This window comes from Haloarcula sp. Atlit-47R (genome assembly GCF_003665985.1).
In the GTDB taxonomy this organism is placed as follows: Archaea; Halobacteriota; Halobacteria; order Halobacteriales; family Haloarculaceae; genus Haloarcula; species Haloarcula taiwanensis.
The window spans coordinates 18,385-31,454 of the sequence record NZ_QPLQ01000003.1 but is presented as its reverse complement, the minus strand read 5'-3'; the positions used below and the strand labels follow the sequence as shown (position 1 = coordinate 31,454).

The following is a 13,070-nucleotide window of genomic DNA, read 5'->3' as shown; positions in this document are numbered from 1 at the left end:
GCTTCGTTACGACACGTCGAGCCAGACGTGGAGTTCCCGGTAGCTGTTCTGGGCCGTGGGCTGTTCGGGGACAGGCCCGTCGTAAAGCAGATACGTCAGTCGTAACCGCTCACCGCTCAGCAGGGGTTCGACCGTGTGTTCCTGCCGCCACGTCTCTTCGGCAGCGACTTCGTTTCTGAACGAATCCAGTTGCGCACGCTGGATTGCCTCTCCGTCCTCGTTCGTAGCGACGAGCGTAATCACGACGGTGTACTGTTTGGGTTGCATCTCACGGTTCGTGACCGTGAAATACAGTGTCTCCTGGTCGCCAACCGACATCTCGGACGGATAGTTGTCAGCGACGAGCGTCCCGTTGTCCGCCTCGGTGAGGAGCCCGAACTCCGTGTACCGCTCACCGCGGGGCGGGTCCAGTGCGACAGCACCGACGCTGAGTACCGCGACGAGCACAGCGACGGCAACAACGACTGAGCTGAGCTGTATCGAGTCGCCGATATTCGGGGTCTTGGCCCGGTACGAGGAGCCACCAAACGTAGTAGGGGAGGTCTCGTTGAGAGTCGATAGTCGGCGATACATCCCGATACTGGCCGCCAAAAGCGCTATCGACGACAGGGCGACCATCACTGGGGCCGCGGCGATATCCCAGACCGTGTACTCGAGATTCACCCCGACGATAATCGCGAGGGCGATGCTGGTAGCGATTCCCAGCAGAAGCGCCTCGGAGCCGAATAACTGCTCGCCGTCGAGTGACGAGCGCCGGTGTGGGAACATCGCCACCACCACCGAGTACCCCGGTGCGAAGAACAGAAACGGTATCGTCACCACGGTTCGGAGCAGTGACTCTGACAGGAAAGTTGCCGCGAGCGCCAGCACGGTAAGCAGAATGACGGCCACCAGATCAGCCACTCGCAACAGAGATGCGGACCACCTAGCCATGCGATACTGTCACCACTGGTCCGATATAAGTAGGAACTACATAACCGGGCGACGTATCATCTGAAGAACTTCTTACCGATTCGCCAGAAGAATCCTCGCAGGAGCAGCATAGACAGCTTCGGAACGAACGAACTGTATCTGATCCCACTTGATTCGTCGCCGTAAAACGCCTCCATCGGTACGTCCCGTACAGTCAGTCCATTGGCGTCTAACTGAATGAGCATATCGTTCAGGAACCCGTAGTCGTCAAACAAATCGTTCAGCGAGAGTTGTTCGAGCGCCGTTGCGGAAATCGCAGTGTATCCGTTCTGTGGGTCGCGCATCTTCCAGTGTCCGCTCGCGACCTTTGTCAATATCGTGAGGAGTGCGTTTCCGAAAAACCGCCAGTTGGACATCTGGGCACAGTGGCGTCGTGATATCAAGCGGTTGCCCTTCGCATAATCCGCTTCTCCTTCAACGACTGGGTCGAGAATCTCATCGAGGATGTTCGGATCCATTTGACCGTCGCCATCGAGGACTGCAATCGCATCCATGCCGCTCATAAGCGCGAGCTCGTAGCCAGTTTGTATAGCGGCTCCGCGACCGCCGTTTGTCTGATGACGGACCGGGACGATCCGCTTGTCGAGAAACGTCTGGCTTTCAGATATCGTTGTTCCTGCCCCGTCGGCAACAACTATTTGTTCGGCAGAATCACCGGTCACACCTGCCTGTGTCACTTCGGTATCCACGTATTCCTTGATCTCGGTCCACGTGCCATCTGTCGAGCAGTCGTCGATAACGAACACTTGGTCAACGTACTCCGGAAGTGAGTCGATGACATCACTAATAAATCCCTCCTCATTGTATGCGGGAACAACAACACCGATTGTCGAACCGTTATACACGCTATGTCCCCCCCGAGAATGAGCCGTGTCGCTTCGCTTCTGTCAGTTGCACAGCACAGTCGCATTGCTGGAGGGACTCCGCTACGGTTGACACAGAGTTATCGACAGGTGAACTACTCATCTGGGGTCGGCGTGCATGCCAGACCCACGCGCCAACAGCAACCTCTGGTTCAGTGGTAATCATGGTAGGTCGTAGGGCCGGTCACCGGCCACCAATGGGGCCCTCTCTGACGCCATGTTGGAGAAATCGATCTATTGTTATTCCTTACTTTCCAGGGTTAGCAGTCATATACAGTGACGCATCAAATCGATAAATATCTCATTAGGTCAATCCAAAAAGTGCCTGTGTACGTCGATTACTCGGTAACAGCGAGAGGGAGTTATTCGAATTGATCCTGATACGTCGTTCTGATGTCCGCCTGGCGACTAGCGGTCAGGTTCTCGTACGACGCTCCGTAGGTGTCGTTTGCCAGTTCGTCCCACGACTCGATTCGGTCACCGGAATCAGTCTGGAACTGTGAATCGAAGTCCGCTTCGACCCTCTGTTGTGTTTCAATATCTAATCCAGTGAAATTAAACTTATCGCCAGCTTTCACATCAGCTCCATACTCTTGCCGGGCGATCTCCTCACGCGTCCGCACCTCTGCAGCCGCAAGACCGTCCGCGAACGGCTGCCGTTCATGAATCTCTTCGATCTGGCGCTTCGTTTCGCCGCTAACCTCGTTATAGTAGAGTCCGTACTTATCCTGGGTTATTTCGTCAAGCGAGGCGCGATCGCCCTCAGAGACACTGGTACTGCTGCCGGAACTGCTGGACCCGCTACCGTCCTTTGCCCACGACGGTTTGACCGACATGGCAGTTGACGCACGCGCGTCCTCTGAGTAGATACCATAAACGTACGTCTGCAGACTTAATGGTTCTACTGGATAATCTGTCGAGTCAGTTACTGTGTATTCAATCTCGAAGCGAACACGGGTCGACTCACCAGGTGCAAGCGTAACGTTTCTATTGACTCCATAGGTCTCTGGTCGGTCGTCGTCATCGCTGTCGATGCGATGCTGGATCGATTGGGTCGCAGTTACGTTGCCAGTGTTCGTTACGCTCGCGGAGAACACAGCCGTATCACCGACGTACAGGACGTTCGGTCCGTCCAGATCCGACACCTCGAAATGGCTGTCCTCCACCGTCATCGAAACGGTCTCCTTGTCAGCAGCAGTCCCGAGCGAATGGTTGTGTATCCCGCGGCTCAAATTCGCCGTGTGCACCCCAATAGACACCGACGCCGACTCATTAGCAGCGAGTGAAACGGAGCGTGAGTAGGTGGTGTTCGTGGAATCACTGCGGAGCGTGACGTTGTCGGTACCACCCACATCGCCGACGTTCTCGACGACTACAGAGACATTGGCAGTTTCACCTTTCGTTACGTTAGCCGGTGCGGTCATGTTCTGTAGCCGGAACGTCGCCGGTTGCTGAACACTGAGGGTCCCGGTCGTTGTTGCGTTCTCCGTGGCGATCTTGTATTGATACTCATCTGGGGCCAAATCAGCAGTGTTGACCGTGGCAGTGCTCACCTGACTCTGGCCGCCCGCAAGCGAGTGTACGCTCTCGTTCAAGATTTCGGTATCGGAGTATTGGCCGTTTCGGTCAGTATCGACAGCGAATCGGACGGTCTGGACGCCGCGATATGCACCGACATTGGTCAGGTTTGCCCGGATAGAGGCGTTCGTGCCACGGACGATAGTAGCGTTTGCAGTGGTGTCGGCGAGTACAAATGTGGGGGGAGTGAGTACAACCACATTTCCAGTTGTCTCCGGGGACGACGAGTCACCGACAGCAACGGCGTACGTGTACTCTCCGGAACTGAGTTGCTCAGGCTCGACAGCCAGGGTCACTTCTGTCGGTTCAGCTGCCGAAAGCTCGACTTGTTTTGTTGTTACTGTTTCGGGAGACTGTTGCTCCCCGTCGCCGCTCAGCCGTAGCGCTACCTGTTTCGTTGTCGTTTCCGACCCTGCGTTCGTAATTCGAAGGCGTACACGCAACGGCTCGTCCGGCCGAATCTCGGCTGAAGACTGCACAGCGGTGATCTCCAGTTCGTCCTCGCCGGCAGTGGTCTCCGGATCTGCGGGCATATCAGCGAAGCCACCGATTCCGAGCCCTAACGTAGCACCTCCAAGGACCACCAGTCCAGCAACGCATCCAATCAGTAATTTTCCATAGCCTATTGACAACATGCGTACACAGGTATGTTACAAATCATTATTGTTACGGCTGTTATACCCGCTGGTAGACACTCTTTGTATTCAACATCGAAGAGCGGATTCCCGCAGTATAGACCTCAGAACAGGTAGCGTTCGTTTACCACCAGACACGTCCGTCAAAGTGACAGCGTCCAGCATAGTCGTAGTGAGTTGATACCGATCGTTGCTGTCTCAATTAAACGACTGCCGCATCTGGCTCCGCGGAAAACACACCACTCGTGATACAATCCCAGATCTAGTGTAACAAAGTATCACATACGCAAGAGCGTTATATTTGTTGTACATTCCTTCGATGGAAGAGAAGCACGGAGAAAGTTCTAAGCTGATGCGCTCGCACATCCTTGCTGACGCAAGTCCAAGACGTGACGGTTATGCCATGTTCTTCCGTTCGATTGTTTCCCAAATATCGACACCTTTCTCCGTGATATCGTACACGCGCCCTTTTTTTCGATCTTCCGAGACTAGTAAATCAACAAGTTCCGACTCACGGAGCTCTTGTAACGCACGTGAGACATGTGCAATACTCATGTCTCGATCGTCCGCGATCAACGACGGTGTCGCGGGGCCTTCTGACAATCGACGGAGAGTCTCGACTCGATACCGTGAACTGATCACGTAGCTCACTTCATCCCACTGATCAAAGTCTGCCATCGTATCTATTCGTATGCACGAGTGTCCCAGCTACCGTCTTTGGATACAGACTCGTGTACAGGGATATTCCATGTGCCTGTGGTTAATTGTTTCGCTCGTGTCGCTTGGTGTCGCTTCGTAACCATACACCATTCCGGTTGATTACCCTGCATACTGAGTATATGGTGAGTAATACCGTTCTTCAATCTAATTTGCGGATGGTGCGTTTCAACCATTCATTCGACCGTCGGAAGGTTCCTGATCAAATATGGTTACTTCAAAACCGGTAAGGTTGCAATTCCTGAGGACTTTCCATAGAAGGAGTTCGCCAGAGGCTTCGTATATCGAGGAGGATTTCAGCGATATACCTCGCCGCTCAATTGGGGGTCATAAGATTCCGTTACTTGTACAGCCCACAGGAACACTAGATATACGCTACGATTTATCTCAGACAATGTGAGGAAGAGAATTGCGGATAACCGCGATGTTATCGCGTTTCAGCGATTGTTACGGTCGTCCTGTTTATTCATCACATCTCACCGCCCACCGAAGCTCTAGCTTACCGAGGATCGTCAAAAATTGACTCAGAGAGCACCGTTACCCCTAGGATACCAATGCAACTACTGACTACCCTTATCGGTAACCAGCAAAAAATTATCTAATATATTACATAACAAAGTATTAAGTGGCAAGGTGATGTTGATTTGAAATGCTGGCTGACAGCGTAACGATCCGTCGATACAGCCGGGGGGCTGTGTGAGCGCGATTCCAGACGGGTGGACGATGTCGCAGCACACAGGAAGTGGGTAAATATGGGAGTCAAAGACACCGCACAAACGGAAGCAGAACCGGAGAGTAAACTAAGCGACGAGTCCGTCCCAGCGCCGAAGGGGAAGGAAAGCAGTGCCGACCAAGCGGCGACGCAGGAGCAGGACGATCCCGATATATCTCTGGATGTCATCTTTGAAATACTGAAAAACAGTCGGCGCAGAGAGGTCCTCCACTTTCTTCGGGAACGAGACGAACAGGTCTCTCTTGGGGAGCTTGCAGAACACGTCGCGGCTATCGAGAACGAGACCACGACTGATGCGTTGACGTCAAGTGAGCGCAAGCGCGTGTATGTCGGTCTTTACCAGTGCCATCTCCCAAAAATGGACGATATCGGCGTCGTTGATTTTAACCAAGACCGTGGGCATATCACCCTTACGCAAAAGGCCGACGACTTCGAAACGTACCTCGACCGCTCTGAGGATGGCGAGAGCGATCGACAGTGGCATCAGTATTACGCAGCCGTTTCGATGCTGGGCGCAATGGTCCTGGCTGCCTCTGTCGCCTTCTCACTCCCCGGGAACATGGTATTGGGACTGTTCTCCATAGTCGTAGGTGTTGCAGGCGCGTGTTCCGTGTATCACTGGTCCGTAGAGCGGGAAATGCCGGAAAGCGAGTAGCCGGATCAGAAGCGTTTGGTTCCGCGGCGAATTTTTACGCAGTACGCGTGGTGAGTCGGCTATGCAGAACGGTACACCTCATCGCCGGCAACATACGTTCGTACTATGGATGGTTCCGGGTTAGGATCAACAATAATAATATCTGCTCTTGCCCCACACTCCAGCCGCCCACGGTCGTATAACCCGGCAGCAGCAGCTGGTGCAGTAGAAACACGTAACATCCGGTCTATCAGAGAGTCATTGTTTTCAATGAAAACAGAGCTAAGCAATGATTGCGGCCGAAAGTCGCTGCAAAGGATGTCTACGACGCCGTCTTTGATTGCCTGAGACGCGTCGGGTCCGTCCCACAGACTCCCACCGCGAACCACATTCGGCGCGCCCATCGCCACGGTCAGGTTTAGCTTGGTCGCACGCTGTGCAACACGGTGAGAGAGCGGATACTCGCTGATGTCCACCCCGATGGCAGCAGCGTTATTTACACTCGCAACAGTTTCATCGTCGTGTGAGGCAACCGGTATATTTCTACTGCTCGCTAAATCTGTGATCTCTCGTGCGCGCGCCACTATTTCTGTGTCTGAAACATTGCTGCGGCGTGTCTCGAGGGTCTGAATGCCTGCCTCAAATTCCTTATCGGGGCAGTCATAGCGTTGTGCGATTGTATTTTCGCCAGCGAACTGACCCTGTCCGGGGATGTGTGAGACAAGAGAGACGAGGTCCCCCCCTGATCGGATTCCCTGCGAGACAGCGTCGACTGCCGCTTCATTTGTTAGCTCACACCGCAAATGTAGCCTGTTGTCGACACGAGCACCGGTTTTGCGGTCAAAATCCCGTATCTGTTCGGCGAGGCGACGGGCTAATTCGATACTCCGGTTATCATCTGGAACATCTTCGAACGAGATAGCATGATATTTTGTCGTAATACCTGCACTAGCGTTGGCAATATCACAGCGATCCAGAGCGATAGTCGTGTCGACACGCTCCCCGGCTCTCGGAAAGAGATGCCGTTCAATGTCATCACCGTGAAGGTCAATCAGTCCAGGCAGGACATAGTTACCCGTCGCATCAATATCGGGGGTGTCGTGAGGTTCTGCGTCCACTGAGACAATTTTACCGTCAGAAAACGTCACCGTCCCGTTCTCTATTTTCGCCGTAGGCGTAACAACAGTTCCTCCTGATATCAATGTCTGATTTGCATTATTACTCATGTTCTATGACTCCCTGTATGATAATCAATGTGGTAACACTTCACTGTCTAAAAGCATGAATATATGCTCACTACGGCTACGCTCTGGCCAGATATAGAGTCTATATTTATATAGAATAGGTCGCTGTAGCTGTAGTTTTACCAGATGGGATACTCGGAGACAAGCCAGTCAGTTGCACTCTTGAATCGTAAAAACGAGGCAGACCACTCCAGCAATCGATCATGACTTGAGTTGAGACCCCGCCCGCAAGATTCGAGACCAAATGGTATTCTGGACAGTTGCCCACATGTCAAGAGTTTATAGTTTGCAAGTCAGATTTATATAATATCATAATAGAGTTCACAAAATGCACGTAATTCTGTCGAATTCATATCCATTAGGTTACACCTACTCGCATAATACCGTATTAACTGGCCGGAAAAGAGCATTTGACCGGTGATTTCTCACTATTTTTCCGATGATAGGAGAGAGTATAATAACACCTATGTAAAGAACAAGGTCGGTTGTACCAATATCGCGGTTCCACAATGACCGATTCCGGCGATCCACCCACTCGCCACGATATCAGACGCTATCAAGCAACGTCGTCGAGGACTCATCGAAGTTATTGTGAGGTCCCCTGTGTTGCTACCACTGACATGGCGGTTGCATGTTCAGAACCCGAAGGTTTTAGCGAACAGCGTTTGGAATAAGTTCCTATGAAAGACTGGATTGATACATACAACGAGCGTGACTGGCAAACCACCACAGATGGGACCATTCGGTATGCACTACTCGGCCTCGGCTGGTGGACAATCGACTTGGCGCTCCCCGCGATTCAGGACTCTGAGTTAGGTGAGGCCACAACATTCGTCAGTAGCTCGGCGGAAAAAGCTGAACGGCTCGCCGATGAGAACGGCGTCAACCACGGGATTAGTTACGAAGAGTTCCACAACGGGGCAGCTGCCAACGCATTTGATGCGGTCTACATTGGAACACCGAACGCCCTACATCTGGAATACGCCGAGACAGCCGCAGAGTTAGACAAAGCGATCCTGTGTGAGAAACCAATGGAAGCGACGGTCGGACGGGCAGAGGAAATGGTCGAGGTCTGTGAAGACGCCGCTGTGCCGCTGATGATTGCCTATCGGATGCAGACTGACCCCGCTGTCAGGCGCGCAAAGGAGCTCATCGAAGACGGATTTATCGGGGAACCAGTATCCGTATACGGAAACAACAGCCAGCCACTGCTTGAGATGAATCCGGACAAAGACCAGTGGCGTCTCGATCCGGATCTGTCAGGATATGGCACCTCAGTGATGGACTTGGGGATTTACTCGATTAACACGACTCGGTTCTTGCTTGACCGGGAACCACTGGCGGTGCAATCGCAGATGGATTCGTATGAGGAGGCGTTTGAAGACGTGCCCGATGAACGCTCTGGGGCCTTGCTTGCGCTGGAGGACGGTGTCAAGATGGTCACGACCGACAGCCAGAACGCCCACAGTGATACACAGCTGAAAATAACTGGCACCGACGGACAAATCGACATCCGTCCAGCGTTCCACGGGAAGGCAAAACTCCATCTGTCTCGAAACGAGACCACAATAACTGTCGAACACGAGAGTTTTGACGCGGAGGACGAAATGCGTGAAGAGTTCGATTACTTCGCTGACCGCGTTCTGACCGAAGCCGACATTGGTCCGGACGGCCGCCATGGTCTCCAAGATATGCGAGTCATCCGGGCAATTCACGAAGCTGCAGAGAGCGGTGACGTTGTCGAGTTGTAACTAAGTCGTTCGAGTTTTCTACTCCTACCGCTTGTTCATTGGCTCGTGACCCGTTCCCGTGTCAATAACGGCTCGTCTAATTCCAGTCCGGAGTAGATATAGCGCTATCGCAGTATGGTATTTCGAATAAACTTCCGGCTGAAAGGTTTTATATTACCCACTGATCCGGAATTGAATATCAATTTTTGGAGACCCAGTCAACTGAGAGCTGTAGCGAAGGTTGACAAGATATCGGACTCCCCGTCGGGTAAAAAGCTATCACCTAGTGATGGGATAATAATATAATAACATCTGTACAGGCGTTATATTTCGCCAGCGACCCGACACGCTATCGGCGGATAGTGGTCTGGGGAAGTTTTGCTCTTGGTGATAGCCTACTGAATGGACAGGGCAGCTTCTATACAGATTTAAAATTGGTTATATTTTCAGCTGCAGATATCTCGTTTGAATCTGATAATATATGGAAGTATAAGCACGATATTTCATCATTGAAACCGAATCTACAGATTAAACTGGGCCGATTTACCCCACATTCTCCAGATACATATATGAACAACGTGTTTGTAATTTTAACACAGGGAATATTGACTTATACTCATTGCAGTGATGGCACGATCAGTCGCTTGCACTGCAAGCAAGTCAGAAGCCATTCTTGGTTAGGCCATTACCTTTCGTGAACTAACTGGCACTGACAGTCCGAACTGACTGTCCGGGAGTCATTGGGAACTTCTCTGGTGGGACCGTTCAGTGACTAACTGCGTTATTGAGAGGAGTTGCTCAGAGGACTGCTGTGACAAGCACTAATCAAGAGTTGCAATCGGATCTGCTATTACATCTCCGCCATAGACAGCTATGTAATGCGAAAGTCATATAGGGAGTATTAGGCCAACCTAAATCATGGGCAAAACAGGAGATACTGGGAGCTTCACCCGGCGCCACTACCTCTCCGGCAGTGGGTTGCTCCTCGGCACTTCGATCGTTGCTGGCTGTTCCGGCAACGGTGCTGAATCAGCGAGGACAGCTACATCAAGCAATACCGGCACGGACGGAGCAGCGCCATCAGATAGCGGCTCATACACTGCGTCGGTTTCCCCTGTCGGAGAAGTCGAGTTCGACTCCGTTCCGGAGAATGTCTTCACGATGTACAATCAGTACGCAGACATGCTAGTGGCACTTGATTGCGATGACGCGATCAATTCGATGTTCGTTCCAGATATGGCCGGTCCATCGATGAACCACTACTACGAGCGACTTTCGGGTGTCTCTTTTGACTGGGAAGACCTTCCAGATCCTTACGATAATTTCAGTAAGGAGTTTTTTTACAGCCTCGATAGCGACATTCACTTCCTTGACCCCGCATGGGCGATTACCCAGGAGAACTGGGATATGGGCGATATCGAAGAGGTTATCCACAACATCGGACCCCTTTTCGGAAATTTCTATAGCGGAACACACGGTGATCCGCAGGAACCATACAGTGAGGACTACCAGTATTACACGCTGTGGGAGATCTTCGGTCGTGTCGCCACCGTGTTTCGAGAGCGAGAGCGTTACGAACAGCTCAGATCCGTTCACGAAGGACTCATACAAACCATCCAGACGAACCTTCCACCGCAGGAAGAACGGCCGACAGCAGTTCGGGTTACACTTGGCGACGGCCAGTTTTGGACGTATCACCTCAACCGTCCGGGATTCTGGCTCGCCGACACGCGTCCGCTCGCAGCCAACGACGCTTTCGAGGATGAGACGTGGGACGGTCTCTGGGGTTCGGTTGGCTACGAAACGATGCTGGAGGCAGACCCTGACGTAATCCTCCATCTCTGGGGAATGACACCGCGCTACGACATGGACGACGTCCGGAGGAGACTTGCCACACACAGCGTTGGCAAAGATCTCACGGCAGTCAAAGACAACCGCGTGTACGCGCACGGGATGAGATACCAGGGTCCGATCATGAATCTCTTCCAGATCGAAATGACTGCCAAACAACTGTATCCGGATGTCTTTGGCGAGTGGCCTACCTACGAAAATGAGGACCACTATCCGGAGATTCCACCGGATGAACAGCTTTTCAGCCGCGACCGCGTTGCTATGATCATTACAGACGAATAATGAAGTCGAGGCGCCTCTGAAAGCTATGGCGCATTCCAATCGTATCGCATGACGAGGTCGTCCTCGTCGATTTCGCTGGCGAGTTTGTCCACGAGCTCGTCCTGTTCGAGATCGCCGAACTGCTCCAGTTCGTATGGCTTGACCGTCACTGGCGAGGACTCACCCTCGGCGATGCGCTCCTGTAGCTTGGCGACGCCGTAGATGAGTGCCTCGGGGCGTGGTGGGCAGCCCGGGACATGGATATCGACCGGAATGACTTGCTCTGCACCCTTGATCACGTTGTATCCCTCCTGGAACGGGCCACCGGATATGGTACACGACCCCATCGAGACGACGAACTTCGGTTCGGGCATCTGGTCATAGACGCGCTTCATCCGCGGTGCGAACTTCGAAACGATGGTCCCCGGGACGATAATCAGGTCTGCCTGTCTCGGCGATGCCCGGGGGACTCCAGCAGCAAATCGGTCGAGGTCGTGTTTTGTAGCGAGAGTGCCCATCATTTCGATGGTGCAACAGGCAATTCCGAACTGCAGCACAAACATCGAAGAGCCTCGAACCCAGTTCATGAACGCGTCGAATTTCGTGAGAATGAACGGAGACGAGCCAAGGACCTCCCGAAGTGTAGAATTAAATCGGTTCTTCGTGGTTCTGCCGCGGGATATTCGCTGGTCAGACTGTGCGTCGTCCATATTTCGCCGATCACTGCTCATGAACAGAGAGAAATAGCCACTGAGAATGAATACGCAAACTGTCGTATGCACTAGTGTGTTTATACGGGAGCCGTCTCAGAACTCGCCTATGAGATATCTCCGCTTGGAGATCAAGTATGCATCGGAGTATCAGCGTCCGATGCACCGTTTCATGACTGAAAGCGAGGCAATCAAGCGCGAATGGCTCGTTACATGGAAAGTGGGCGTCGAGGACAAGATCGCCTATACATTGTTCTATGTCGTTGGGGACCAGGAGGCCTACGAATCGGCGCTTTCTACGGTTGAAACCATGGAAAGCTACGATATTACACCCGTTCGGGACGAGGCGTTCTACGCGTTCGTCCGTGGCAGAGAGACTGACCAATCACGGCAGTTCTACACGGCGTTCGAGCAACCGACGCTAATGGTCGTTCCACCGGTTGCCTACCGACCGAACGGGACTGTGTTGTTTGATGTCGTTGGGGAACCTGCTGTTCTCGAAGACGTCAGGAGCGAACTCCCCAACGGAATTACCGTAAATGTCCGAAAAGTCGGTGAATACGATGCCAGTCCCGGAACATTCGAAACCGACCTTACTGCACGCCAGCGCGAGGCTCTCGCTACAGCACGGGAAGCCGGTTACTACGATGTCCCACGAAATGGGAGCGTTGAGGACGTCGCCGAGGAGCTCGGTTGTGCGCCCAGTACCGCGTCGAACCATCTCAGGAAAGCGGAGGCACAGCTTGTCGAACGTGTGTTCCGATGACAACTGTAACAGAGACAGGAAGATATCGGTACTCCAACTTGTAACTGAATTGTTCGACTGTGGAGGCAGCAGAATCCATCAGTTGGGTATCGTGATGACGGGCAAACAGTCTATTACCGAACGGTAAAGCAAGGTAGTATTCAGTGACGATTTGGGTCCAGTAGTGGGCAGGGTGGATGTTCGAGAGCGCTGCACCGGCCACTACGAGTTGCCAAGCAAACAGCAGGACACAGAGTACACCACAGTGTCTGCAGTAATGCTGTGTTAGAAGTTCTATACCGCCACATTACTGCGGACATTGTGGTGTAATTCCGGTGTAGCCACACCACGATGTCCGCTGTTCTGGCGGCCGGACGGGAGAACAGCGGACACAATG

10 protein-coding genes are annotated in these 13,070 nt (G+C 52.7%); 4 read left to right on the top strand and 6 right to left on the bottom strand.

Annotated features, from left to right (window positions below; translation table 11 throughout):
• Nucleotides 1-6: 6 nt before the first annotated feature.
• The 4 genes from DVK00_RS12430 to DVK00_RS12415 form a co-directional block, all read right to left on the bottom strand.
• A complete protein-coding gene (locus DVK00_RS12430; protein WP_121577788.1) occupies nucleotides 7-933 on the bottom strand; it encodes a DUF1616 domain-containing protein in 927 nt (308 codons plus the stop codon).
• Between the two features lie 56 nt (nucleotides 934-989).
• Nucleotides 990-1,817 carry a glycosyltransferase family 2 protein gene (locus DVK00_RS12425; RefSeq protein WP_121577787.1) on the bottom strand — a complete coding sequence of 276 codons (828 nt, stop codon included), beginning with the start codon at nucleotides 1,815-1,817 and terminating at the stop codon, nucleotides 990-992.
• Between the two features lie 380 nt (nucleotides 1,818-2,197).
• Entirely contained in the window at nucleotides 2,198-3,946 is a 1,749-nt protein-coding gene (locus DVK00_RS12420) for a hypothetical protein (RefSeq protein WP_121577786.1), read from the bottom strand.
• A gap of 498 nt (nucleotides 3,947-4,444) precedes the next feature.
• Nucleotides 4,445-4,726 (bottom strand): winged helix-turn-helix domain-containing protein, encoded by a 282-nt coding sequence (locus DVK00_RS12415; protein ID WP_053968835.1) that lies wholly within the window; start codon nucleotides 4,724-4,726, stop codon nucleotides 4,445-4,447.
• Between the two features lie 791 nt (nucleotides 4,727-5,517).
• Between DVK00_RS12415 and DVK00_RS12410 the strand changes: the two genes are divergently transcribed.
• Nucleotides 5,518-6,153 (top strand): hypothetical protein, encoded by a 636-nt coding sequence (locus DVK00_RS12410; RefSeq protein ID WP_101351653.1) that lies wholly within the window; start codon nucleotides 5,518-5,520, stop codon nucleotides 6,151-6,153.
• 59 nt (nucleotides 6,154-6,212) lie between these two features.
• Here the strand turns inward: DVK00_RS12410 and DVK00_RS12405 are convergent, their stop codons facing one another.
• Nucleotides 6,213-7,358, bottom strand: a complete 1,146-nt coding sequence (locus tag DVK00_RS12405; protein WP_121577785.1) for an alpha-D-ribose 1-methylphosphonate 5-triphosphate diphosphatase — start codon at nucleotides 7,356-7,358, stop codon at nucleotides 6,213-6,215.
• Nucleotides 7,359-8,056: 698 nt separating this feature from the next.
• On the opposite strand from DVK00_RS12405, the gene gfo6 reads away from it, so the two are divergent.
• Both gfo6 and DVK00_RS12395 read left to right on the top strand, forming a co-directional pair.
• Nucleotides 8,057-9,127: a D-xylose 1-dehydrogenase Gfo6 gene (gene gfo6 / locus DVK00_RS12400; protein WP_101351651.1), complete on the top strand. Its 1,071-nt coding sequence runs from the start codon at nucleotides 8,057-8,059 to the stop codon at nucleotides 9,125-9,127.
• An 897-nt stretch (nucleotides 9,128-10,024) separates the two neighbouring features.
• Nucleotides 10,025-11,239, top strand: coding sequence for an ABC transporter substrate-binding protein (locus tag DVK00_RS12395; protein ID WP_121577784.1), 1,215 nt, complete (start codon nucleotides 10,025-10,027; stop codon nucleotides 11,237-11,239).
• Between the two features lie 23 nt (nucleotides 11,240-11,262).
• Here the strand turns inward: DVK00_RS12395 and DVK00_RS12390 are convergent, their stop codons facing one another.
• Nucleotides 11,263-11,949: an NADH-quinone oxidoreductase subunit B gene (locus DVK00_RS12390; RefSeq protein WP_101351649.1), complete on the bottom strand. Its 687-nt coding sequence runs from the start codon at nucleotides 11,947-11,949 to the stop codon at nucleotides 11,263-11,265.
• 88 nt (nucleotides 11,950-12,037) lie between these two features.
• On the opposite strand from DVK00_RS12390, the gene DVK00_RS12385 reads away from it, so the two are divergent.
• The gene (locus DVK00_RS12385) at nucleotides 12,038-12,694 is read left to right on the top strand and encodes a helix-turn-helix domain-containing protein (RefSeq protein WP_232794587.1); all 657 of its coding nucleotides are present in this window, start codon (nucleotides 12,038-12,040) and stop codon (nucleotides 12,692-12,694) included.
• The last annotated feature ends 376 nt before the right edge of the window (nucleotides 12,695-13,070 follow it).